Origin of the sequence: Massilia sp. GER05, assembly GCF_052056005.1 — a bacterium.
GTDB classification, from domain to species: domain Bacteria; phylum Pseudomonadota; class Gammaproteobacteria; order Burkholderiales; family Burkholderiaceae_D; genus Telluria; species Telluria orientalis.
Genome location: NZ_CP178858.1, coordinates 1,288,951 through 1,314,292, shown reverse-complemented (window position 1 = coordinate 1,314,292; position 25,342 = coordinate 1,288,951). Strand labels below are relative to the sequence as shown.

The following is a 25,342-nucleotide window of genomic DNA, read 5'->3' as shown; positions in this document are numbered from 1 at the left end:
CTATAAATGAAGACTACGCTTTCAACGATTCCTGCCGCATTGGCGCTGGCGTTCGTACTCGCCACGCCGGCTTCCGCCGCATCCGTATCGGCTTTCCAGACCATGCCCGAGGACCCGCGCGCCGTCGTCGTGCACGCGAAGGGTGACGGCAAAACGGACGACACCGCCGCCATCCAGCAGGCCATCGACGCCGCCGCCAACAAGGGCGAAGGCGGCGTCGTGTTCCTGCCGTCGGGCCGCTACCGCATCACGAAGAGCATCCTGATTCCGCTCGCCGTGCGCGTGTACGGCGTGGGCGCGACGCGTCCCGTGTTCGTGCTGGCGCCGAAGACGCCGGGCTTCCAGCAGGGCGTCGCCAACATGGTGATCTTCACCGGCGGCGACCAGTACACGGTGGGCAAGGTGCCGATGCCCGTCGCGGGCGCCGTCGGCGCAGAGAAGGACGTGCGCGACGCGAACTCCGCCACCTTCTATTCCGTGCTGTCGAACGTCGACTTCGAGATCGGCGACGGCAACCCGGCCGCCACCGGCGTGCGCATGCACACGGCGCAGCACTCGAACCTGTCGCACATCGATTTCCATATCGGCAGCGGCCTCGCCGGCGTCTACCACGTCGGGAACATCGCGTACGACCTGAAATTCCACGGCGGCCGCTACGGCATCCTGGCCGAAAAGACGTCGCCCGCCTGGCAGTTCACGCTCGTCGACGCGACGTTCGACGGCCAGCGCGACGCCGCCATCCGCGAGCACGAGGCCGGGCTCACGCTGGACAACGTCGACATCCGCGACACCCCGGTCGGCATCGACATCGACCGCGGCTACGGCGACTGGCTGTATGCCAAGAACGTCCGCTTCGAGAACGTGGCGAAGGCCGCCGTCGTCATCAGCAACGAGGACAACGTCTACACGCAGATCGCGTTCGACCACGCCAGCGCGAAGAACGTGCCGACCTTCGCGAAGTTCCGCGACAGCGGCAAGACCCTCGCGGGCGCCGGCCGCGCGTACGAGGTCACGGAACTCAACTACGGCATGAAGCTCGATCAATTGGGCACGCCGGGCCGCTTCACGACCCACTACAAGACGGCGCCTTTGAGCGCCAGGGTCACGCCGCAGCGTGTGCTGAAAGCGCTTCCGCCGTCGAAAGAATGGGCCAACGTGCACAAGTTCGGCGCGAAGGGCGACGGCCGCGCGGACGACACGGCCGCGATCCAGAAAGCCATCGACAGCAACCGCGTCGTGTACCTGCCGCAGGGCTTCTACATGGTCAACGACACGATCCGCATGAAGCCGGACACCGTGATCGTCGGCCTGCACCCGGGCCTGACGCAGCTCGTGCTGCCGAACGGCTCGCCGCTGTTCCAGGGCGTCGACACGCCGAAGGCGCTGCTGGAAAGCGCGCGCGGCGGCGCCGGCATCGTGTCCGGCATCGGCCTCGCGACCGGTGAGGTCAACAACCGCGCCGTCGCGCTGCTGTGGCGCGCGGGCGAACAATCGCTGGTCGACGACGTGCGCATCCAGGGCGGCCACGGCACGCGCCTGTACGACGGCACGCGCGCCGATCCGTACAAGAAGACGGAGCGGTGGGATACGACGGCATGGTGGGACCGCCAGTACCCGAGTGTCTGGGTGACGGACGGCGGCGGCGGCACGTTCACCGGCATCTGGTCGCCGAGCGGCTATGCCCAGGCGGGCTTCTACGTAACGAACACGAAGACGCCGGGCCGCGTGTACGAACTCTCGGCCGAGCACCACATCCGCAACGAGATCGTGCTGGACGGCGTGGAGAACTGGTCGTTCTATGCGCCGCAGACCGAAGAGGAAGTCCGCGACGGCATGGATTCCGTGTCGCTCGATATCCGGAATTCGAAAAACATCCTGATCGCGAACTACCACGGCTACCGCGTCACCCGCTCCATCAAGCCGGCGGTGACGGCCGTGCGCATCGCGAATTCCAGCGACATCCGCTTTCGCAACGTGCACGTGAACGGCGAGAGCGGCTTCGCCACCTGCGACGAGAACGGCTGCACCACGTACCTGCGCGCGTCGAAGTACCCGTACGAGAACGCCATCACCGACGTCACGCACAACATCCAGGTGCGCGAGCGGGAATTTGCGATCCTCGACTACACGGGCAAGCAGACGGCCGCGCCGGCACCGCTGGGCAAGGTCGAGAAGGTCGCGGACGGCTTTTATTCCATCGCCGGCGCGGCCGTCGACGCCAACGGCAAGCTGTACTTCATCGATCGCCACTTCAAGCGCGTCCACGCATGGAGCCATGACCGCGGCCTGGAGATCGTGCGCGACACGCCGCTCGACCCGATCAACCTCGCCATCGACCGCAGCGGCAACGTGATGGTCGTGTCGCACTACGGTCCGAACGCGAGCGTGTATGCGTTCAAGCCGGACGTGCCGCCGACGCCGGAAGGCTACACGATGATCAAGCCGACGGCGGTCGCGGCGCGTGCGGATGCGCGTGTGGCCATTCCCGTCAACTTCTGGCAGAACGGCGAGTTCCAGGACCAGATCGATCCGAAGACCTACGAGTTCACCACCTTGAGCGAGATGTTCGCGCGCGACGTGGCGAAGCCGAAGGCGCAGGAATACGTGTCGCCGGACGGCAGCCTCGTGCTCCCGGCATGGCGCGTGACGCGCCAGGGCCCGACGGACCACCTGGGCTACCGCTGGTCCGACACGCTGGACACGCACGGCTTTACCAGCGCCCGTGTGGGCGAGCGCGTGATCTTCACGAACGGTTCCGAGAACCGCACGTTCAGCGGTCTCGTGGGCCAGGGCGGCGCCATCACGGACCTGAAGCAGGTCGCCGACCGCGGCGGCGAAAGCGCGACCATGGGCCCGGACGGCAACGTCTATGTCGCCAACGGCCAGGTGTTCATCTATGGCCCGGACGGCAAGGAACGGGGCCGCATCGACGTGCCGGAACGGCCGCTGCAGCTGATCTTCGGCGGCGCCGACAAGCGCACGCTGTTCATCCTGACGCACCACAGCCTGTACACGAGCCATGTCGACTAAGCGCCTTTGTGTGGCGATGCTGCTGGCGCTGGGCTGCGCCGGCAGCGCCCTCGCCCAGCAGGCCGTGCAACTGTGGCCCGACGGCGCGCCCGGTTCCGAAAAGCGTCACGGCGAGCCCGAGAAGCTGACGGACGGGGCGTACGTCAGCAACGTGCACGACCCGTCGCTGACGGTGCTGCGCGCCGACCCGCGCCATGCGAACGGCGCGGCGATCGTCGTCGTGCCGGGTGGCGGGCATCGCATGCTCGTGTTCCAGAACGAGGGCGTCGTCGCGGGCAAGCTGCTGAACCGCATGGGCGTGACGGCCTTCGTATTGAAATACCGGCTGGCGCGCGATCCGGATTCCGCCGGCTACAGCATCGAAGGCGACGCCGCGGCCGACCTGCGGCGCGCCGTGCGCTGGGTGCGCGCGCATGCGGGGGAATACGGCATCGACCCGCAGCGCGTGGGCATCATGGGCTTTTCGGCGGGCGGCGAACTCGTGTCGCTCGTCGCCGACAATCCGGAGCCCGCGCCGCGCGGCAAGATGGATGCGCTGGACCGCCAGAGCGCGCGCCCGGATTTCCAGGTGCTCGTGTATCCCGGGCCGCTGGGCTCTCCCGCGAAGGCCGTGGACGGTGCGCCGCCCGCGTTCCTCGTCGCCGGCTCGCGCGACACGTGCTGCATGCCGCCCACCATCACCCTGTACCAGCAGCTCGTGAAGGCCGGCGTGTCGGCCGAGCTGCACCTGTACGCGGACACGGACCACGCCTTCAACGTGGGCCAGCGCGGCGAACGCATCTCGCTGCAGCACTGGCCGGATCGCCTGGCGGACTGGCTCGCCGACGGCGGCTGGCTCATCCCGCGCAGTATCGGGAGTCATTCGCGCAAGCCGGAAGGCGTGCCCGCACCTTGAAAGGATCCATATGAAACGTATCGCATCGGCGCTGGCCGTGGCCCTGCTGGCCACGCCGGCCGCCTGGGCGGCGGACGTCCAGTACAAGCTGCTCGTGCTGGCCATCCCCAACAAGTACCACTACGAATACATCCCGATCGCGCGCGAGAGCCTGGAAAAGCTGGCGAAGCTGCACGCGTTCGACTTCACGTACACGAACAAGCCCGAGGTGTTCGACGGCGACCTGAAACAGTACGCCGCCGTCGTCTTCCTCAACACGCCGGGCGAGGAACTGAACCCGGCGCAGCGCGCGAAGTTCGAGGCCTACATGCGTGACGGCGGGAATGCCGTCGTCGTGCACCGCGCCGCGATCACGCCGCCGAACGGGTGGGTATGGTACGAGAAGCTCGTCGGCCGCTCGTTCAAGACGCACCCGATGCTGCAGACGGGCGCCGTCGACGTCGTCGATAAAACGTTCCCGGCGACGTTCGGCATCCCGCCGCGCTGGATCTGGAGCGACGAGTGGTACGAGACGACGAACCCGTACAAGGTCGCCATCCACCCCGTGCTGAACATCGACGAATCCAGCTACGACGTCACGAAGATCTGGCCCGGCCAAGTGTCGACGGGCATGGGCCGTGACCACCCGGTGTCGTGGTACCACACGGTCGAGAAGGGCCGGGTGTTCGTCACGCTGCTGGGCCACAACGGCGACATGTACCGCGACCCGCAATATCTCGCGCACCTGATGGGCGGGATCTGGTGGGCGGCGACGGGCCGGGGCCAGCAGCGCTGAAAATTCGGGGTCAGAGCGCATTCCGGGTCAATGTCCGGGTGAACAGTGCTTCTCCTAGATTGGAGCAATCGGGACGCCATTCACGCCGGACCACACGACGGAGCTGGCTGTAGCTCCGAAAGATCTTTCTTTGAAGATTGTGTCTCAAAAAGTGCTCTGACCCCGAATCTGCGGCGAAATGTGCTCTGACCCCGAATTTATCGGGTGGGTTGTTTCAGGGCCAGCGGCGTCAGGCGGCACTGTAGAAGGACAACCAGTCTTCCAGCCGGCTGCGCCAGAACTGCGCGTCGTGGCCGCCGCTGCCCACGTGGAATTCGCTGGCGGCGCCGAGCACGGCCTGCATCGCTTCGTCCTGCTTGCGCAACGGATCGCGGTCGCCGACGTCGAGGTAGAAGCGCAGGCCGCGCAGGTCGGCGTGCTGCGCCAGCAGCAGCGGATCGCGTTGCGCGCGCAGGGCCGGCGTCGGGTACAGCCAGTCGCGCTGGCCGGTGAACTGGTCCGCGCCGCTGTAGTCCCATAACGCGGCGCTGTGTGCGCCCACGCGTGAAAACATCTCCGGGTGGCGCAATGCGAGATGCAGCGCGGCGAATCCGCCCATCGACACGCCGCCGATGCGCCGGTCCGCGCGCGTGGCCGTCACGCCGAGCCGTGATTCGACGGCCGGCAGCATCTCCGTCATCAGGTAATCCTCGTACAGGCCGATCGTGCCGCCTGAGGTCTGCGTCCCTTGCGCTGGCGTCGTGTTCACGCCGAAGCCGTTGTCGTAGTCGGGCGCGGCGATGACGAGCGGTGTGCCCAGCCGGTCGGCCGCGCGGTTGATGGCCAGGCCGGCATCGAAGAATGCCGCGCCGTTGCCGCCGAAGCCGTGGAACAGATAGAGGATGGGATGGCGCGCGCCGCCCGGCGGCAGGTACAGCGCGACGTTCATCGTGCGCCCGAGCGCGCGGCTCGCGACGGCGAAGGTGTCGACGGTGCCCGCCGGTGCCGCGGGGCCGGGCGCGACGGCCAGCTGAACCGGAGCGTTGCCGCCCCCGCAACCGGCCAGGCAGGCAGCCGTGGCAAGCAAAAGACTCCGACGTTCCATCCGTGGCCTCCCATGAGCACCGGCTCATTCTAGCCACGAATGGAACGGGCTTTCTTCAGGCAGTCTTCAATAATTGAAGCCCGCGCGGATGCCGAACATGCGCGGCTCGACGTAGGTGGCTTTCATGAAGCCGCCCCACAGCGAATCGCTGCTGGTCTTGGCGCGCTTGTCCGTCACGTTGCGCACGTACGCTTCCGCATACCAGTTGCCGTCCGGGGCATCCAGGCGTGCCGACGCATCCGCCAGCGCATACGCGGCCTGGTAGCGGCCGATGCCGGCCCAGTCCGAGTTGCGCAGGTCGAAATAGGCCTTGTCGCGCCAGTTCACCTTCACGTACGGCGTGAGGCGGTAGCCGCCCGGCAGCTCGAACTCCTGCGAGAAGTTCAGGTAGACCTGGTACTTCGGCGTGTTCGGCAGGTGGTTGCCGTCGATGTCGTACAGGCGGCGGCCCAGCAGCGACTTGTCCGGACCGTTGTAGATGGCCGGGCAAGGCTGGACGCCGAATTCCGCGCGCACGTCGCCGCACTGGTAATCGTCGCTGTAGTTGTAGAAGCCGTGCACCTTGGTGTCGATGAAGGCGAAGCCGCCGCCCACGCGCGCGCCGCGCCACGGCTTGTAGTCCCATTCCAGTTCCAGGCCCGGGATGCGGGTGTCGCCCACGTTGATCGTGCGCCAGGATTCGTACACGTCGCACTTGGGCTGGTCGGCCGGGCAAGGCAGGCCGTTGTCCGGGATGATCTGGTTGACGAAGTAGTTCCCCGTCAGCTGCATGTCCTTGTAGCGCATGTAGAAGGCGGTGGCCGAGAGGCTCAGGCGGTTGTCCAGGAAGCGGCCCTTCCAGCCCAGCTCATAGTTGGTGACGGTCTCCGGGCCGTACGGCAGGAACGTCGCCTCGCCCGGCTTGCCCGTCGCGGCGCACAGGTGGTAGTTGCAGCTGTCGACCTTGTCCGCGAAACCGCCCGCCTTGTAGCCCGTCGAGACCGAGGCATAAGCCATCTGGCGCGGCGTGATCTGGAATTGCAGGCCCGCGCGCCAGGTCACCTTGCCCCACGTTTCCTTGTGATCGTTGTTGGTCGCGTTGGCGTAGCCGGCATAGGCGATCGGGCCGCCGCCGGCCCAGCCCATCTGCTGCGTCAGGTCGGTGCCGTCGTGGATCGTAAAGCCCGGCGTGCCCGGGATGCCGCGGTCGTACAGGCCGCGGTAATAGGCCGGGTTGCCGATCCAGTTGGCGCCGTACACCTTGCCGCCCTTGTCTTCCTTCGAATCGCGGCTGTAGCGCGCGCCCAGCGTGGCCGTCCACTTCGGCGCGAAGCTCCAGTCGGCCTGGCCGAAGATGGCCTTCGAATCGATCTGGCGGTTCGGCTGCGCGTACACCACGCTGCCCGGGTCGCCGAACGGTTTCTGGATCGCTTCCGTCATCTCGTAGTCGATGCGGTTACGCTCGTGCATCCAGAACAGGCCGGACACGTATTTCAGGGAACCCAGCTGCTGCTTGAGCTGCAGTTCGTGCACGGTCGACAGGTAGCGCGAATCCGCGGTGCGGTGCCACGTGTCGCGCAGCGGCCAGGTGCCCCAGTTGCCGTCCTTCGTATTTGGGAACGGGGCGATGTCGGCCCACGACGGTGCGTTCTGCAGGCCCAGGTCGTCGTCCGAGATCTGGCTGCGGCGCTGGTCGGCGACGGCGAAGTTGTAGCTCACCGCCGTGCGGTCGTTGACGTTCCAGTCCGCGCCCGCGCGCACCGTGCGGATCTTCATGTCGGTCTGGCCCGGCACGTTGACGTTGATATAGAACTCGTCGTTGGTGCAGGCATAGCGCGTGCCGACGCCGGCGCCGCAGTCGCGGAAGAACGCATAGCCCGCGCCCGAATCCTGGAAGTGCTCGTAGGCGGCGTGCAAGGTGAGGTCCTTGTTCACGCGCAGCAGTGCCTGCAGGCGCGCGGCCCACTCGTTCTGGTTGGTGTAGTAGTCGGACGGGCGGACCTGGCGGTTGTAGCGCATGTCGACGTCCGGCACGCCGTTCGGGATCCAGCCTTTCGACGGCACGTTCGCTTCCGACAGGTCCTGGTGCTGGTCGGCGTAGCCGTCGCGGCGCACGCGCATGAAGGAGCCGCGCAGCGCCAGCTTGTCGTTGACGACGACGTTCTGCACCCAGTTGACCTGCTTCTTGTTGTAGTTGCCGAAGTCCGTCTCCACGCGGCCGTAGTTGCCGTTGAAGTCGGGTTTCGCGGTGATGACGTTGACGCTGCCGCCCGTCGAGTTACGGCCGAACAGCGTGCCCTGCGGACCGCGCAGCACTTCGAGCTGGTCGATGTCGAACATCAGCGCCTGCGCGCCCTGCGGCCGCGGCGAGTACAGTCCGTCGACGTGGAAGCCCACGGCCGGGTCGCCCGTCTCGGTGAAGTTGGTCGACGTGATGCCGCGGATCGTGATCTGCACACCGTTGTCGAGGCCCGAATCGATGGTGACGTTGGGGATGTCGTTGGCGAGGTCGCGGATGTTGGTGGCGCCCTTGCGGGTCAGCTGGTCCTGCGAGAACGCCGTCACGGCGACCGGCGTCTTGAGCAGCGAGGTGCTGAAGCGGGTGGCGGTCACCGTCACTTCCGGGATCGTGTCGGCGGACTGCGCGGGCTTGGTGTCGGCCTGCGCCCAGGCAGGCATGGCGGCGAAGGCGCAGGCACTGGCGACGGCCACGCTCATGGCCGTCCGTTTGATTGGATGCAGCATCATATCTCCTTGGTTTTTTGAATTCTGCGTGCCGGCGAACCGGTCACGTGTCGACGAGTATTTCAATCGGAATTCGTAAAATCAAAGAATTTCGCCGGACACCTTTCAGTTTCTTCGTCTTTACTAAACAATCAGCTTGTCGCGCAGGTTCAAGGCTGCGCGGCGTCCACCGCGACCGCTTGTTCCGGGCCGTTCCAGGCGCGTACGGCGACCTTCAGCGCGCCTTGTCCGCCGCTGAATTCGGCGCTGACGGTGCGGCTCTCGCCCGGCAAGAGCGCCACGTAGTTGTCCGACCAGTACACGGGCAGCACGCGCGCGCCGGCCGCGTCGAGCAGGGTCAGTTTGGTGTTCAACACGGGCACCTTCGATGGATTGGTCAGCGTGACGTCCACCCTCCCTTGCGTGCGGGCGGTGGCGCGCACGGTCACCGGCACGCCGGCGAGCGTATCGAGGCCGCGCTGGCGCTCGGGGCTCGTCGACGGCCAGTACACGTTGTCCGACAGCGTGCGGCCCGCGCCGTCGGTCAAGGTCAGCTTGACGACCAGCAGGCCTTCGCGCGCCAGCAGCGGCGCGATGCCGAGGTCGATCGGCCCCGACGTGGCCACGCCGGGGACGCTGACGGTGGCGGCACCGCGGCCCGCCAGGCGGCCGTCGACGGTCCAGGCCTCGAATGCGACGCGCGCATTGTCCAGCGGCGCGGTCGGGTTGTTGATGACGTCGACCGCGTGATCGGGCAGGTTCAGTTGCACGTGCACGGGTTCGGACGCGTGTTTCGTGCCGTAGTAGGCGGCGTGCGTATCGTAGTCGTGGCTGAGGATCTGCCACATCGTGCTCGGCCAGGCCGGCTGCGTCATCCACAGCATGCGGCCGCTGTTCTCGCGCCACAGCCCCGCATTCATGCCTTCGAAGATCGCGCGGTGCGATTCGTAGTTCATCAGCTGCGCCTTGCGCTCGAAGTCGGCCAGCGACGCTGGCGCGCCGTACTGCCGCTCGAGCGCCTTCATGAACGGTTCCACGCGGCCGTTGCCGCTGGGGTGCCAGTCGTGGTACGCGGCGGTATCGCCCAGCGGCCAGCGCTCGGATGCCGGCACCGCGGCCTCGAACGCCTCGCGCGTGGGGAACGACGGCGTGCCCACCTCGACGGCGAAGCCCTTGCCGTGCGTCGTGAAATACGTTTCCGGCGGCTGGTAGTCGTACGGGCCGCTGTTCTGCAGGTTCACGCGGTTCGAGCTGCCCGTGTACCAGCGCGTGCCGTCTTCCGCGTAGATCAGCGCTTCCAGCTTCTCGTTCAGCGCCGGCTGCGGGACGCCCTCGTTGCGGCCGAACCAGGCGACGATCGAGGGGTGGTTGCGGAAACGGCGCACGACGTCGACGGCGTTCGCCATGAACAGGTCGACGTCCTGCGGCTCGATGTTGTAGTCCTGCGTCGAGGCCCAGAAGTCGTTCAGCACCATGAGGCCGTATTCGTCGGCCAGCTCGAAGAACGTCTCTTCCGTGTTCTGGCCGACCCAGTTGCGGATGATGTTCACGTGGGCGTCGCGGTGCAGGCGGAAATAGGGTTCCAGGCGCGCGCGGTCGACGCGCTTCATGAAGTCGTCCATGCCCCAGTTGCCGCCGCGCGCCGCGATGCGTACGCCGTTGACCTTGATGACGAGGTGCGGCGCCAGGCTGCCGGCATCGGCCAGTTCGCGGATCGCGGCCGTGCCTTCCGCTTCCGCACGCAGGCCGGTCGCCCACTGGTTGCCCGCGACCTTGCGCAGCGCCTCGTGGCGGGCATCGGTGATGCGCACGCCGAGCGCGTGCGCCCTGGTGAAATCGGCCTCCACGCGGCGCAGGTGGCCCGTGCGGTCGACCAGCGACAGTTCGTAGGTCACGCTGCGGATGCCGAACGCGGTGCGCGCATGGTCGGACAGGGCCGCGCCCTGCAGCACGTCGACGTCGAGGTCGTGCAGCTCCGGCTTGCCGTAGCCGTTCGGCCACCACAGGCGCGGCTGCTTGACCTTCAGCGCGGCGAAGTCGTTCGATGCGAAGCGCACGGTGCGCGTGCCGGGCGCCACGTCCAGCGTGCGGCTCACGACGATAGGCTGCATCGATCCCGCCCGGTCGCGGATGGTGGCGCGCACGGTCGCGCGCACGGTCTTGTTCGACAAATTCGTCACCGGCACCTCGATGCCGACGTCGGCCTCGCGATGGTCGTCCGCGAGCGCCGTGATCACGTGCGCATCGCCCACGCGCACGTCGCCCGTGCTGCGCAGGACGACGTCCTGCCACAGGCCCGTGTTGCGGTCGCGGACGGACGGGATCCAGTCCCAGCCCTCGGTGGCGATGAAGGTCGGGCCATCCTGCGCCTGCACGCCGCCGTTCTCGCCGACGCCGGCCGCGACGGATTCCTCGTGCGCGATGCCGGGATGTGGCGGCGGCGACACCTTGACGGCGATGACGTTCTCGCCTTTCGGGTTCAGGTACGGCCCCAGGTCGACGCTGCCGCGCACGAAGGCGCCGCGCGTGGTGCCGGCGCGGTGGCCGTTGACCCAGATCTCGGACGCGTAATTGATGCCCTTGAACGTGACGAACAGGTGACGACCCGGACGATGGCCGCGCGGCAGCGCGAAGCTCGTGCGGTACCACCAGTCCTGGCGGCTGAGGCTTTCCGGGATCGCGAGGTTGTCGAGGCCATACGCCGGGCTCGGATAGACGCCGCGGTCGACCAGCGTCGTGAGCACGGTCCCCGGCACCGTGGCCTTGTACCAGCGCGACGCGTCATAGCCGCCGCTCGCGATCTGCTGCGCGGATCCCGGTGCCTGGTCCGCCGATTGCAGCGTCCACGCACGGATCGTCCATGCGTTCGCGCCCCGCGGTTCCAGCGCCGGTCCCGCATAGGCCGGCACGGCGACGGGCTTCGACGGCGGCGTCGCGCTGTGCGGCAGCGTCCACGCATCCTGCGGCACGAGCTGGCCGGCCATCTGGCGGGTCTGCAGCGGCCAGTGCGGGCTGCCGGTCTCGAACACGATCATGCCTTCATCCGGCGGCGTCGCCGCGAGCCGTGCGACGGCCTGTGCGTCGTCCCCCAGCGTCAGCCCGGCCACGCGGCCCGCGAACGCGGCATCGGTCCCCGTGCGCGGTGCGATCGCGATCTGCGCGGCGGCCGCAGCGCTGCCTTGCACCTCCCGCCGCGCCACTTCCCTGCCGTTCGCGTACAGGACGACGTGGCGGCCGTCCCGGCTGGCCGCCACATGGGTCCAGGCGCCGGCGGGCAGCGGCACGCTGCTGCGCACCGGCGCACCCGCGCCGCAGAAGGCCAGCGTGCCGTCCACGCTGCACAGATAGCCGATGCCGTCCGCGCCGGCCAGCAGCACCGTCCCGCGCGCGGTCTCCGACGGCTTGAACCAGCCGCCGATGGCGACGCGCTGCGCCGCCAGCGTCACGCCGGCGGGCGCCTTCTTGACCAGGCCGTCGGCGGCGGCCGGGAATTCGGCGTTGAACGGTCCCCACGTGGCCGCGTGGACGGTAGATGCCGCCAGCAACACGGCGGCGAGCAAGGCGTTCGAAAGGCGGGGTGGGCGTGCGACGGGCGTGGGCAGGCCCGAACTGGCGTGGCGCATGATGGTCTCCGGGATAGGCATGAAGTCCCGGCGCGGACGGCCGGGATCATTATGCGGCGGATTCTGCATCCGCCCGGAGGGAGGGTCAAACGCCGGAAAGGCTTTGCGGCGCTGTTTAGCGGCGATTACTAAACTGGCCGCGCTTGATGGTCAAACGACGCCGTCCGCCGCGCGGGCAGCGGCGCGCGGCGTTTTAGTAAAGCCGCCCGTCAGCGCTGCGGTTCGAAGAACAATACCTCGCCCGTCGCGGTGGCCGCGATCAGCTGGCCGTCGTACCAGGCCGGCGAACCCGCGAAGGCACCGAGGCGCTTGACGTATTCCATGGCCGAGTACAGCGCATGCGGTCCGCCCTCGTACATGTGCTTCGTGTCCAGCTTGCCCGTAGCCGTGTCGATCACGCGGCCATCGTTCACGGCAAGCGCATCGCTGCGCCACGACCAGCGCGCGCGCCCGGTCGCCGCGTCGAGCGCGTGCAACTCTCCTTTCATCGACGCCGCCACGACGACGTCGGCCACGCGCAGCGGCGACGCGAACGTCCACACCTTCGTTTCGAAGCGGTAGCGTTCGCGGCCGGTGCGCTTGTCCAGCGCCAGCAGCAGGCCGGTGTCCGACGTGCCGACGTACACGCTGTCGCCATCCACCGCCGGCGTGCCGACGACCCAGCTGCCCTGCGCGTCGTAGCGCCACTTCGGCTGGCCGCCCACCGCATCGAGCGCGTAGAAAAAGCCGTCGCGCGAGCCGACGTACACCGTGTCGCCATCGACGGCGGGCGATGCCTGGATGCCGAACATGATGCTGGTCTTCTGCTCGACGCCCGTCTGGTGGCGCCAGCGCTGCTCGCCCGTCTGCGCATCGAGCGCATACACGGCGCCGTCCCAGCTGCCGACGACGATGTTGCCGCCTGCGAGCGCGGGCGACGAATGCACCATGCCGCCCGTGCGCCACGCCCACGCGAGCTTGCCGTCCTTCGCGTCGAGGGCGTACACGTGGCCGTCGCTGCTGCCGACGTAGACCTTGCCGCCGTGGACCAGCGGCGACGACAGGTACAGGTCCCACGGGTCGGGCACGGGCTGGCCGTCGCGCGGCATGCCGAACATGCCGTGGGCGGCGAACACCGCCTCGCCCTGCGTGCGGAAGGTCCACCGCGGCGAGCCGTCGTCCGCCTTGAGCGCATGCACGCTGCCCGCGCGGTCGAGGAAGTACACGGTGCCGTCGGCCACCGCGGGCGTCGACGCGATGCCGCCGCGCGCGTGATACAGCCACTGCAGGGTACGCGTCTTCGCATCCAGCGCGTACAGGTTGCCGTTCTCCGCGCCGACGAACACGCGCCCCTGCGCCGCCACGGGCGACGCATGGATCGCCGCGTGGACGTCGAACCGCCCCGCCAATCTGAAACCCTCGATGGCGCGCGTTTCGCCGGCCACGCGGCCGGTATGCGCGGGGTCGCCCATGAACATGGGCCAGTCGGCGGCGAACGATGGGGTGGCGAGGAAGGCAAGCAGCAGGGCAAGGCGGCGCATGGGGGATCCTGACGTTGGGATGCCGCCATTCTAGAGGCGGGAAGCGCCCGCAATCTTCAGGGAGGCTTCACGGCCGATAGGCGCGGCGGCGGCGCGTCGCTATACTTGCGCTCCATGCGACTCCTACTCGTGGAAGACGACCTGGCGCTGGGCCGCGCGCTGCAGTCGGTGCTGCACAACGACGGCCATGACGTCACCTGGGTGCGCCTGGGCAGCGACTGCGCGCGCCTGCTGGACGAGCGCCGCCACGACGCGCTGCTGCTGGACCTGGGCCTGCCCGACGGCGACGGCGTCGCGCTGCTGCGCCGCCTGCGCGCGGCCGGCCACGTGCTTCCCGCCGTCCTGATCACGGCGCGCGACAGCCTGCAGGACCGCCTCGACGGCTTCGACGGCGGCGCCGACGATTACCTCATCAAACCCTTCGACATCCCCGAGCTGCTGGCCCGCCTGCGCGCCGTCGTGCGCCGCGCCGGCGGCGCGCAGGCCGACGCGCTGTGGCAGGTCGGCGACCTCGCCATCGACGCACGCAGCATGAGCGCCACCTGCCGCGGTGCGCCCGTGAACCTGTCGCGGACGGAGTTCGCGCTGCTGCACGCGCTGGTGCGCAACCCGGACCGCATCGTCACGCGCGCGGAACTCGAACAGGGCGTGCTGCCCTACAGCGAGGGCCAGACGCTGGACGTGCATATCTCGAACCTGCGCAAGAAGATCGGCGACGGCTACATCCGCACCGTGCGCGGTGTCGGCTACATGGTGCGCCATGACGGCGACCGTTAGCATGTCGCCGCCGAAGTCGCTGCTGCGTCGCCTCCTGATCGGCTTCATGCTCGTCATGCTCGCCATCTGGCTGGCGGCGCTGGCCCATATCGTGAAGCAGGTCAAGGTCGACAAAGTGCGCCAGACGGCGGCCGTCAACCGGGCCTGGACGCGCCAGATCATGCTCAACATGCAGTCGCTGCCACCCGATCCGGCGGCGCTGGCGCGCATCGGCCAGCGCATCGAAGACCTGCGCCTGGACATGTTCCGCGAGTTCGGCTACCCGACGCAGGCGCGCATCCGCGTCTGGCTGGGAGGGCAGCTCGCGTACGATTCGGCGCCGGGCGCGCCGCTGGACGACGGGTGGGCGCTCTGGACCGAACGCGACGCCACACGCGGCATCACGGTGGAGCGACGCGAAAAGCCCGACAGCGACTGGGTATTCACCCCGTCGGCCGCCAATTATCTGCTCTCGCCGCTGGTCTACAGCCTGCCGTTCATGCTGCTGCCGGCCTGGCTCATCGTGCGCGTGGGCCTGCGCCCGCTGCGCGAGGTGGCGCAGGCCCTCGAGGCGCGCGGCGCCGCCGAGCTGGCGCCGCTGCCCGCGTCGCCCTATCGCGAACTGGCCCCGGTCGTGGATGCTGTGAACCGCCTGATGCGGCGCCTGTCCGAACGGCTCGCGCGCGAACAAGAACTCCTCGCCGACGCCGCGCACGAGCTCAAGACGCCGCTGTCGGTCGTGCAGCTCAATGCCCACCTGCTGGAAGCGTCCACGGACGCGGCCCAGAAGACCGAAGCCGGCGCCGGCCTGCGCGAAGGGGTCGCGCGCGCCACGCACGCGGTGCACCAGCTGCTCGCCTTCGAACGGGCACGCCAGGAATCGACGGACGCGCCGCTGCAGGACCTGGACCTGGCCGCGCTGCTGCGCGAACGCATCGCCGTGGCCGCGCCGCTGGCGCTGCAGCGCGGCGTCGACATCGAATTGCACGCGCCCGCTCCGATCACCCTGCCGCTGCACCGCGAAAGCATGGCCGCCCTGCTCGACAACGTGGTCGGCAACGCGATCAAGTATTCACCGGACGGCACGCGCGTGGACGTGTGCCTCGACGCCGGCCCCTGCATCACTGTGTCGGACCAGGGCCCCGGCATCCCGCCCACGCTGCGCGCGCGGGTGTTCGAACGTTTCTACCGCGTGCCGGGCCAGGACCAGGCGGGCAGCGGCCTGGGTCTCGCGATCGCGGAACGGGCCGCGGCCCGCAACGGCGCCCGCATCACGCTCGACGGCCGCCCCGATGGGCGCGGACTGGCCGTGCGCATCGCGTTCGGCGACGCCGGCTGCGCTACGCCTTCGCCATGAATGCCGCGACCAGCGCATTGGCGTGACCGTGGCCCAGCTGGTGGTCGTTCTTGAGGTGGGCGACCAGCTCCATGTGCTTGCGCGGACCCGCCTGCTCCAGGACCTGCATCCAGTGCGCGATCGGCTTGCCGTACTTCTTTTCGATGGAGGGGAAGTACGAGGCGGGGCCTTTTACGGTGTCTTGCGTTGGCATGCCGGTTCCTTGCGGTCGTTGTCGAGTCGAGTCTGCTTCTCGACGACGAACGAGGATACGGCATGTCGACACCCGGCCGCGCTATGGCCGGCCGCGACGCGAAATCCGCAGGATGCGGTTCGCATAGTAGTCGGACACATACAGGGCGCCGTCCGGACCGAATACGAAGCCAGTCCCGCTCGACGGGCCGGGCACGAAGCCAGTCCCGATCGTCATCGCCTTTCCTCCAGGCGTGAAGCGTAGCAGCGTGGTGCCGCTCAGAACGTACAGCGGCCCCGGCATCGCGGCGCCCGCGATGCCGGGAAAGGCGAGATAGGTATCCAGACCGGCCAGGCCGGTGGCGAAAGCGTCGTCCACGAGACGGCCATCCGGGCCGTAGATCCGGATCGTACCGTCGGCGAGCGCAACGAAGATCCGGTTGCGCGTATCGATGGCGATGCTGCCGGGACGTGTCGGCGTCTCGAACAGGACGGTCGGCGGGGCTCCGGTAGTGCTCAACACGCGTGGCCGGTCGTCCGAAAAAACCAGGCGCCGGTGACGGTCGAACTTCATGTCGTCGACATCGTCGAAGCCGGTGTCGAAGAGAACCGATGACGTCTCGTCGGCATGGATCGCCGCGAGGACGCCGCCACCGCCGACGAGGACCGCAAACTTGTGCCCGCCGATGTGCGCGGCGGCGTCGACGAGCACGGCGTCCGGATCGGTCATTGGCGGACCGAACTCCGTCACCGGCTGCCCGCCGGGTCCGACACGATGGATGCGCAGTCCCGGCTGGCGCCCGACATACAGTGAGCCGTCCGGTGCGAACGACAGTTTCATGGGCTCGGGAACATGGGCATACACCGTGACACGGTACGGGGCGGATACGCTCGGCAACGGGGGCTCACGGCCCCATGCATGGCCGGACGCCGCCATGATGATGACGGCAACGAGGATGAGCAGCGGGCGGAGCAGCCGGCGCAGTGGATACGGCATGAGAACCTCCAGGTCGGAATGCGCACACGGCGCTGAAGCGATCCTAAGTCGTACCGTCGGCGTCGGGTTGACATCCCTCAAATGCAGATCGCATAACGCAGCGCGCATGCTATAGTTGCCGACCTGGTCCGCGCCGGGCTCCGCCCCCTCGTCATGAATGCTCCTTTGCCCGATCGCCTGCGCACGCGGCTCTCGCTGCTGCTGCGCGCCAATGCCATCCTGCTGTGGGCGGCGCTCGTCGGCTTCGTCGGCGCGCTGGCGACGCTCCTCTTCCGCGACGGTCTCACGCTGCTGCAGGCGCTGCTGTTCGGCCGCAGCGGCTCGTTCGTCGACATCGCGACCGCACTGCCCTGGCAGGCACGCCTGCTGATGCCAAGCGCGGGCGGCCTGCTGGCCGGCTGCGTGCTGGTGCTGGCGCGCCGCCATGCCGGCGGTGCGCGTGCGGACTACATGGAAGTGGTGGCCGTCGGCGACGGCAAGGTGCCGGTGCAGCTTACGCTCGTGAACAGCGTATCGTCGCTGCTGTCGATCGCGTCGGGCGGCTCGATCGGCCGCGAAGGCTCGATGATCCAGCTGGCGGCGATGAGCGCGTCCGTCGTCGGCCGCATCGCCCGTTTCAATACGGAGCGTCTGCGCCTGCTCGTGGCGTGCGGCGCGGCGGCGGGCATCGCCGCGGCCTACAACGCGCCCATCGCCAGCGCGTTCTTCGTCACCGAGATCATCCTGGGGGCCATCACCATGAACAGCCTCGGGCCGATCATGGTCGCCGCCGTCGTCGCCAACATCACCATGCGCCGCCTGCCCGGCTATCATCCGACGTACGAGATGCCCGCGTTCGCGCCCATCGCCAACCTGGAGGTCGTGTGGTTCGTCGCGCTGGGCGTGCTCGCGGGACTGATCGCGCCGGCCTTCCTGGTCGCGTTGCAGCGCACGCGCGGCAGGTTCGCCGACAGCGGCCTGCCGCTGCCGCTGCGCCTCGCGCTCGGCGGCCTGGGCGTGGGCGCCATCTCCATCTGGGTGCCGCAGGTCTGGGGCAACGGCTACAGCGTCGTGAACGCGCTGCTGCATCAGTCCTGGCTATGGCAGGCCGTTCTCGTGGTCCTCGTCTGCAAGATCGCGGCGACGCTGCTCACCAGCGGCTCCGGCGCCATCGGAGGCATCTTCACGCCCACGCTGTTCGTCGGCGCGGCCGTCGGCCATTTGTTCGCGCTGGTGCCGCAGGCGTTGACGCCGGAAACGGCCGCCGCGCCGGCCGCGTTCGTCGCCGTCGGCATGGGCGCCCTGCTGGCCGCTGCCACGAGCGCGCCGCTGATGGCGATCCTGATGATCTTCGAGATGACGCTCAGCTATGCGTTGATGCTGCCGCTGATGCTGGCCTGCGTCGTCGCCTTTGCCGTCGCGCGGGCCGTGAACGGGCCGTCGATGTACGAGATCACGGCGCGCCGCGCGGCCGACGAGCAGGAACGCGAACGCCTGCGCGCGATCCGGATGCAGGAACTGATCCGCCCCGCCGACACCGTCCTGCCGCTCGATGCCTCCATCGCGCAGGCCGCCGCGCTGTTTCGCCAGCATCCCGTGAAATACGTTTACCTCGTCGACGCCGCCCGGCGCTACCGCGGCGTGGTGGCGCTGCACGACGTGGCCGCGCTGTACGAGCGGGACGAAGCATCCTCCCGCACCTGCGCCGACATCGCCCGGCCCGACGCCCTGCCCGTCGTCACCGCCGACATGGGCCTGGACGACGCGCTGCGCCAGTTCATGCGCCACTTCGGCGAGCGGCTGCCGGCCGTGCGCAGCGCGCTCGACCCCGAGCTGCTCGGGGCCGTGCACAAGACGGATGTGCTGGATGCGTATGTCAGGCTGAATCGGGCGCCGCTGGGGATGCAGGTGGAGGCATAAACTGCTTGCAGATATATTGTGAGATCGATAACATCGAGAGATTACCCACTCTTCCGCTTATCGGTCCATGAGCACACTTACCCGCCGTCGTTTGCTTGGTTCAGCCGCCCGACTGGCGGCCTCGCTTCCCATGCTGTCCGCCTTCGGCAACGCGCAGGCGCAAGCCGCGGCGCGCCACGACGTGCGCGACTACGGCGCCCGCGGCGACGGCAAGACGGTCGATTCCGGCGCCATCAACGCCGCCATCGAGGCGGCGGCCAGGGCGGGTGGCGGCACGGTACTTTTCCCGCCCGGACGCTACCTGTCCGCATCGATCCGGCTGCGCAGCCGCGTCACGCTGCATCTGGAGGCGGGCGCGGTGATCGAAGCGGTGGACTGGAAGGTCGCGCCGTACGACCTGCCGGAACCGAATGCCGCGGGCGGCAACTACCAGGACTTCGGCCACAGCCACTGGAAGAACAGCCTGATCTGGGGCATCGGCCTGGACAGCGTTGCGATCACCGGCACCGGCCACATCGATGGCAAGGGACTGAACCCGGGCTACCGGAAGCTGCCCGACGGGAGCATACGCTACGACGCGGACGGCGGGCCGGGCGAAGGCAACAAGGCGATCTCGCTACGCGAATGCAATAACGTCCTGCTGCGCGACTTCGGCATCTTGAGAGGGGGCCATTTCGGACTCCTGGCGACCGGATGCAGCAACGTGACGGTCGACAATCTGCGCATCGATACCAATCGCGACGGCATGGACATCGATTGCTGCAGCAACGTGCGTATTTCCAGGTGCAGCGTCAATTCGCCCTGGGACGACGGCATCTGCCTGAAGGCGTCGTATGCACTGGGCCGGATCGCGGCCTGCGACAACATCACCATTTCGGATTGTTACGTGGCCGGGAATTTCGACGTCGGCACGCTGCTGGACGGGACATTCAAGCGCAGCGCGCCCGAGTACCACTCGAGCCGCGTCGGGCGGATCAAGCTGGGCACGGAATCGAATGGCGACTTCAGGAACATCACGATCACCAACTGCATCTTCGACGATTGCCGCGGCCTCGCCATCGAAAGCGTGGACGGTTCGCACATCGAAGACCTCACGATTTCCAACATCACCATGCGCAAGGTGGCCAACGATCCGATCTTCATCTGCCTCGGCGCGCGCCTGCGTGGGCCGGATGCGCCGCCGGTCGGGACCATCCGGCGCGTCAACATCAGCAACATCGTCGTCTCGGGCGCCCAACCGGGTTTTACCAGCACGATCAGCGGCCTGCCCGGTCATCCGGTCGAGGACATCCACCTGTCGAACCTGCGCTTGCACGTCGAAGGCGGCGGCACGGCCATGCTGCGCGACGTGGTCCCGCTGGAAAAGCCGACAGCGTATCCCGAGCCGGGCATGTTCGGCCCGTGCCCGGCCTATGGCCTGTACGTGCGCCATGCGGCCGGCATCGACGTCGGCCACGTCACGGTGACGTATGCGCAGCCCGAGGCGCGCGCCGCCTTCGTGCTGGAGGATGTACGGGACGCCGTCTTCAGCGCGGTCAATGCCCAGCCGGGCAGCGGCGGCGCGGCGATGTTCGACCTGCGGTCGGTGACGGACTTCACGGTGCGCGACGCGCGCAGGGTCCAGGACCAGCACGTTCCCGACACCGTGCAGCGCCAGCGCATCTGATTCAGTAGGCGAGCGAACCCTCCAGCGCGGTCTGCACCAGCGCATCGATCTCGCCGGTGATGTTGGTCATGGTGCTCGCGACCACGGCGAACTCCCTGCCGACGTCGCCGGCGCGCGCGGCAACGACCTGGGCATTGAAGGCGACCATGCGCGCCTGCCGCGCGATGGTCTTGATGTCCCCCATCAATTCCTGCATCTGCCTGCGCTGCAGCAGGGCATGGCGCTTGGACTGTTCCTCGTACACGAGGGTCAGCGCATTGAGCACGGTGAGCAGCGGCGTCGCGCTGCGCACCAGCTCATCGAGCAGCGCGGGCGCGCGCCGCGACGTCGTGCCGATGGCGTCCAGCGTACTCTCGGCCAGTGCGATGAAGTCGCGGATGATCTGGTCGCCCCGCATCGTGCCGAAATACGCGTCGCGCAGTTGCTGGCAAAAGATGCCCGGCAATCCCTGCTTGCCCTGCACGAGCGTGACATGCGCGTCCCGGAAGGCCGCCAGCGTGTCGCGGGCAGTCTTGTCCGCGCCGTCATGGCCGAGTGACGCCAGCACGGAATACAGCACCACCCGCTGTGACGTGAAACGGCGCCGGCCGGACAGGTTGATCAGGGCGCCGAACACGTCGCCGGACAGTTTGACGTCGGGCTGGGCGGTGGATACGGCGGGGAGAGTTTCTGCGTGCATGCTGGGCTCCGATCGGGTGGGCCGCCGGCGGCGGCTGATGCAGTAGCTGATGCAGGTTTTATGCCAGCGAGATTCGTGGCGGCTGTAGTTACATGCACTAACTTGAATCAAACTCTGGGGACGATTTGCACCCGGGGCGTGAGACAGCCCACATATTGGGCAGGCTCGCCCGTTTGTTCACGATTTTTTCTTGTTCACGTAACGTGAACACACTGAAAAGATGAACGCTCAAGACCTGTGCGGCGCAATCAGGCACACATTGGTAACCCATCGGCATGTACAAAGAAAAAGCCCGCTGTTCTTCCGAAGAGCGGGCTTTCGTCAGTGGACAACGAGGTCGCGCTTAGAACGGAATGTCGTCATCCATATCCGAAAAGTTCGGTGCCGGTTTCGGCTGCGGACGTGCGGCCGGGGCCGGCGGGGCCTGGCGCGGTGCCGGGCGGCTCGGCGGGGCATCGTAGCCGCCCATGTCGTCGCCACCACCGTAGCTGTCGCCGCCGCCCATGCCCTGGCGGCCGCCCAGCATCTGCATGTTTTCAGCGATGATGTCGGTGGCGTAGCGCTCGATGCCGTCCTTGTCGGTGTACTTGCGGGTCTGCAGGCGGCCTTCCACGTAGACCGACGAACCCTTCTTGAGGTACTGGCCGACGATTTCGGCGAGGCGGCCGAAGAACGAGATGCGGTGCCACTCGGTCAGCTCTTTCTGCTCGCCGGTGTTCTTGTCCTTCGATTTGTAGGACGTGGCCACCGCGATGTTGGCGATGGCGTCGCCGCTCGGCATGTAGCGGATTTCCGGATCGCGGCCGAGATTGCCGACGATGATGACCTTGTTAACTGATGCCATTTTGTAAAGCTCCTTTGGATGATCCCTGACTCTGCATGAAGACTAAGCGTGAGGGAAACTGTTGATATTGCGTCCGCTATTATGCTGGTCAGTTGCCTCATAAAGCAACTGGTTCCGCACTGACCGGACCCCCGGGTTGCAGCACCCGATCAGACCTCGTAGATGGGGCCAAAGTGCCCATTTTGGAAGAGATACGCATCAATAGGATCACCGAAAATTTTTTCTGTTTTCTGGCGAGTCTGCCATTGAATTGCCCCGCTCCCGGACCACATACGACACGCGCACGTTATACCGGAACGGCAGATCTTGACAGGTCGTCATATCATGCTGTTAAGCCTCGCAGACTTTTTCGAGGGCCGGCATACCACTGTAAATAAAAACAGGTAAACTAGTGCGCTTTCCCGTTCGGCCCGCTCACCTGTGCCATTCGTGCGCCGGCCCCGCAACCATTCGAAAGCCTTCAAACAACAATGGAAGAAATCCGTATCCGCGGCGCCCGCACGCACAATCTCAAGAACATCAACCTCGACCTGCCGCGCAACAAGCTGATCGTGATCACCGGCCTGTCGGGTTCCGGTAAGTCGTCGCTCGCCTTCGACACGCTGTATGCCGAGGGCCAGCGCCGCTACGTCGAATCGCTGTCGGCCTATGCGCGCCAGTTCCTGCAGCTGATGGAAAAGCCGGACGTCGACATGATCGAGGGCCTGTCGCCCGCCATCTCCATCGAGCAGAAGGCGACGTCGCACAACCCGCGCTCGACCGTCGGCACCGTCACCGAGATCCACGACTACCTGCGCCTGCTGTACGCGCGCGTCGGCACGCCCTACTGCCCGGATCACCCGGAAGAGCCGCTGGCCGCGCAGACCGTGTCGCAGATGGTCGATGCCGTGCTGGGCATGCCGGAAGGGACCAAGCTGATGATCCTGGCGCCCGTCGTGGCGAACCGCAAGGGCGAGCACGGCGACCTGTTCGAAGCGATGCAGGCGCAGGGCTTCGTCCGCTTCCGCATCCAGAGCGGCACGCACGCGGCCAAGATCTACGACGTGGACGACCTGCCGAAACTCAAGAAGACGGAAAAGCACACGATCGACGTCGTCATCGACCGCATCAAGGTGAATGCCGAGATCAAGCAGCGCCTGGCCGAAAGCTTCGAGACCGCGCTGCGCATCGCGGACGGCCGCGCCGTCGCGTACGAGATGGACACGGAGAAGGAGCACATCTACTCGAACAAGTTCGCGTGCAACGTCTGCGGCTATTCGCTGCAGGAGCTGGAGCCGCGCCTGTTCTCCTTCAATAACCCGATGGGCGCCTGCCAGGAATGCGATGGCCTGGGCCATATCGAGTTCTTCGATCCGAAGCGCATCGTCGCGTTCCCGAACCTGTCGCTGGCGTCCGGCGCCGTGAAGGGCTGGGATCGCCGCAACCAGTTCTACTACCAGATGCTGACGAGCCTCGCGTCGCACTACGGCTTCGACCTCGACAAGCCGTTCGAGCAGCTGCCGAAGTCCGCGCAGGACGTCGTTCTGTTCGGCTCCGGCAAGACGTCGGTGCCGTTCGCGTACGTGAACGAGCGTGGCCGCACGGTGATGCGCGAGCACACGTTCGAAGGCGTCGTCAACAACCTGCAGCGCCGCTACCGCGAGACGGATTCGATGGCGGTGAAGGAAGAGCTGGCGAAGTTCATCAACGAGAAGGAGTGCCCGTCGTGCGGCGGCGCGCGCCTGCGCACGGAAGCGCGCTACGTCAAGATCGGCGCTGGCCGCCAGCAGCGCGCCATCTATGAAGTCGCGAAGACGCCGCTGCGCGACTGCCTGACCTATTTCGACGACCTGAAACTGACGGGCGCGAAGAAGGACATCGCCGAGCGCGTGATCAAGGAAATCGTCGCGCGCCTGAAATTCCTGAACGACGTGGGCCTCGACTACCTGTCGCTGGACCGCAGCGCCGACACCCTGTCGGGCGGCGAAGCGCAGCGCATCCGCCTCGCGTCGCAGATCGGTTCCGGCCTGACGGGCGTGATGTACGTGCTCGACGAGCCGTCGATCGGCCTGCACCAGCGCGACAACGACCGCCTGATCGCCACGCTGAAGCACCTGCGCGACATCGGCAACAGCGTGCTCGTGGTGGAACACGACGAGGATGCGATCCGCACGGCGGACTACATCGTCGACATGGGTCCGGGCGCGGGCGTGCACGGCGGCGCCGTGATCGCCGAAGGCTCGCTCAAGGACATCATGAAGAGCAAGGAGTCGCTGACGGCGGCTTACCTGTCGGGCAAGAAGAAGATCCACGTGCCGAAGAAGCGCACGCAGGCCGACCCGGACCGCCAGCTGGTCATCACGGGCGCGACCGGCAACAACCTGAAAAACGTGTCGCTGGAGCTGCCGGTAGGCCTGCTGACCTGCGTGACGGGCGTGTCGGGTTCCGGCAAGTCGACGCTCGTGAACGATACGCTGTACCCGGCCCTGTCGCGCCACCTGTACGGTTCGCAGACCGAACCGGCGCCGCACGAGGCGATCCACGGCCTGGAACACTTCGACAAGGTGATCTCGGTCGACCAGGCGCCGATCGGCCGCACGCCGCGTTCGAACCCGGCCACGTACACGGGCGTGTTCACGCCGATCCGCGACCTGTTCGCGACGGTGCCGACCGCGAAGGAGCGTGGCTACTCGGCCGGCCGCTTCTCGTTCAACGTGAAGGGCGGCCGCTGCGAGGCGTGCCAGGGCGATGGCGTGATCAAGGTCGAGATGCACTTCCTGCCGGACGTGTACGTGCCTTGCGACGTCTGCCACGGCAAGCGCTACAACCGCGAGACGCTGGAAGTCCAGTACAAGGGCAAGAACATCACCGAAGTGCTGGACATGACGGTCGAGGATGCGCACGAGTTCTTCAAGCCGGTGCCGGTCATCGCCCGCAAGCTGCACACGCTGCTGGACGTGGGCCTCGGCTACATCAAGCTGGGCCAGAGCGCGACCACCTTGTCGGGCGGCGAGGCGCAGCGCGTGAAACTGTCGCTGGAACTGTCCAAGCGCGATACCGGCCGCACGCTGTACATCCTCGACGAGCCGACGACCGGCCTGCACTTCGCCGACATCGACCTGCTGCTGAAGGTGATCCACCGCCTGCGCGACCAGGGCAACACGCTCGTCATCATCGAGCACAACCTGGACGTCATCAAGACGGCGGACTGGATCGTCGACCTGGGTCCGGAAGGCGGCGCGGGCGGCGGCACGATCGTCGCGCACGGCACGCCGGAAGACGTGGCCGACAATCCGAACAGCGTGACCGGCAAATACTTGAAACCGCTGCTCAAGTAACCCACGTCGTCCCCGCGCAGGCGGGG

16 protein-coding genes are annotated in these 25,342 nt (G+C 67.4%); 8 read left to right on the top strand and 8 right to left on the bottom strand.

What is annotated here, in order from left to right:
* Positions 1–6 precede the first annotated feature (6 nt).
* Genes ACL58G_RS05820 through ACL58G_RS05810 form a run of 3 tightly spaced genes read left to right on the top strand, consistent with a single transcriptional unit; the run spans position 7 to position 4,700 of the window.
* Complete coding sequence (locus ACL58G_RS05820; RefSeq protein ID WP_440965682.1) at positions 7–3,030, top strand: glycosyl hydrolase family 28-related protein; 3,024 nt, start codon at positions 7–9, stop codon at positions 3,028–3,030.
* Positions 3,020–3,925: an alpha/beta hydrolase gene (locus tag ACL58G_RS05815; RefSeq protein WP_440965680.1), complete on the top strand. Its 906-nt coding sequence runs from the start codon at positions 3,020–3,022 to the stop codon at positions 3,923–3,925. Before ACL58G_RS05820 ends, ACL58G_RS05815 begins: the two co-directional genes overlap by 11 nt.
* Before the next feature lie 10 nt (positions 3,926–3,935).
* A complete protein-coding gene (locus tag ACL58G_RS05810) occupies positions 3,936–4,700 on the top strand; it encodes a ThuA domain-containing protein (RefSeq protein ID WP_413381254.1) in 765 nt (254 codons plus the stop codon).
* 229 nt (positions 4,701–4,929) lie between these two features.
* Here the strand turns inward: ACL58G_RS05810 and ACL58G_RS05805 are convergent, their stop codons facing one another.
* The 4 genes from ACL58G_RS05805 to ACL58G_RS05790 all read right to left on the bottom strand — a co-directional run bounded on the left by ACL58G_RS05805 (position 4,930) and on the right by ACL58G_RS05790 (position 13,630).
* Complete coding sequence (locus tag ACL58G_RS05805) at positions 4,930–5,766, bottom strand: alpha/beta hydrolase (protein ID WP_440965679.1); 837 nt, start codon at positions 5,764–5,766, stop codon at positions 4,930–4,932.
* Positions 5,767–5,850: 84 nt separating this feature from the next.
* On the bottom strand, positions 5,851–8,508 hold the full coding sequence (locus tag ACL58G_RS05800) for a TonB-dependent receptor (protein ID WP_440965677.1): 2,658 nt from the start codon (positions 8,506–8,508) through the stop codon (positions 5,851–5,853).
* A gap of 149 nt (positions 8,509–8,657) precedes the next feature.
* Positions 8,658–12,110 (bottom strand): glycosyl hydrolase 2 galactose-binding domain-containing protein, encoded by a 3,453-nt coding sequence (locus ACL58G_RS05795; RefSeq protein ID WP_440965675.1) that lies wholly within the window; start codon positions 12,108–12,110, stop codon positions 8,658–8,660.
* A gap of 209 nt (positions 12,111–12,319) precedes the next feature.
* Entirely contained in the window at positions 12,320–13,630 is a 1,311-nt protein-coding gene (locus ACL58G_RS05790; RefSeq protein WP_440965673.1) for an outer membrane protein assembly factor BamB family protein, read from the bottom strand.
* Positions 13,631–13,744: 114 nt separating this feature from the next.
* Between ACL58G_RS05790 and ACL58G_RS05785 the strand changes: the two genes are divergently transcribed.
* Together ACL58G_RS05785 and ACL58G_RS05780 are read left to right on the top strand one after the other, a co-directional pair.
* Complete coding sequence (locus ACL58G_RS05785; RefSeq protein WP_413381243.1) at positions 13,745–14,407, top strand: response regulator transcription factor; 663 nt, start codon at positions 13,745–13,747, stop codon at positions 14,405–14,407.
* Entirely contained in the window at positions 14,391–15,743 is a 1,353-nt protein-coding gene (locus ACL58G_RS05780) for an ATP-binding protein (RefSeq protein WP_440965671.1), read from the top strand. The genes ACL58G_RS05785 and ACL58G_RS05780 overlap by 17 nt, the downstream gene beginning before the upstream one ends.
* Here the strand turns inward: ACL58G_RS05780 and ACL58G_RS05775 are convergent.
* A complete protein-coding gene (locus tag ACL58G_RS05775) occupies positions 15,727–15,936 on the bottom strand; it encodes a DUF4287 domain-containing protein (RefSeq protein WP_440965669.1) in 210 nt (69 codons plus the stop codon). The two genes, ACL58G_RS05780 and ACL58G_RS05775, sit on opposite strands and share 17 nt — an antisense overlap.
* Positions 15,937–16,017: 81 nt before the next feature.
* Positions 16,018–16,911, bottom strand: coding sequence for a hypothetical protein (locus tag ACL58G_RS05770; protein WP_440965668.1), 894 nt, complete (start codon positions 16,909–16,911; stop codon positions 16,018–16,020).
* A 153-nt stretch (positions 16,912–17,064) separates the two neighbouring features.
* Between ACL58G_RS05770 and ACL58G_RS05765 the strand changes: the two genes are divergently transcribed.
* Together ACL58G_RS05765 and ACL58G_RS05760 are read left to right on the top strand one after the other, a co-directional pair.
* Positions 17,065–18,810: a ClcB-like voltage-gated chloride channel protein gene (locus ACL58G_RS05765; protein WP_440965666.1), complete on the top strand. Its 1,746-nt coding sequence runs from the start codon at positions 17,065–17,067 to the stop codon at positions 18,808–18,810.
* A gap of 130 nt (positions 18,811–18,940) precedes the next feature.
* Complete coding sequence (locus tag ACL58G_RS05760; protein ID WP_440965664.1) at positions 18,941–20,476, top strand: rhamnogalacturonidase; 1,536 nt, start codon at positions 18,941–18,943, stop codon at positions 20,474–20,476.
* A gap of 1 nt (position 20,477) precedes the next feature.
* On the opposite strand, the gene ACL58G_RS05755 is transcribed toward ACL58G_RS05760, so the two are convergent.
* Both ACL58G_RS05755 and ssb read right to left on the bottom strand, forming a co-directional pair.
* Positions 20,478–21,155 carry a methyl-accepting chemotaxis protein gene (locus ACL58G_RS05755; RefSeq protein ID WP_440965662.1) on the bottom strand — a complete coding sequence of 226 codons (678 nt, stop codon included), beginning with the start codon at positions 21,153–21,155 and terminating at the stop codon, positions 20,478–20,480.
* Positions 21,156–21,498: 343 nt separating this feature from the next.
* Positions 21,499–21,999, bottom strand: a complete 501-nt coding sequence (gene ssb / locus ACL58G_RS05750; protein ID WP_105380070.1) for a single-stranded DNA-binding protein — start codon at positions 21,997–21,999, stop codon at positions 21,499–21,501.
* A 470-nt stretch (positions 22,000–22,469) separates the two neighbouring features.
* On the opposite strand from ssb, the gene uvrA reads away from it, so the two are divergent.
* Positions 22,470–25,316 carry an excinuclease ABC subunit UvrA gene (uvrA, locus tag ACL58G_RS05745; RefSeq protein ID WP_413381230.1) on the top strand — a complete coding sequence of 949 codons (2,847 nt, stop codon included), beginning with the start codon at positions 22,470–22,472 and terminating at the stop codon, positions 25,314–25,316.
* Positions 25,317–25,342: the final 26 nt, after the last annotated feature.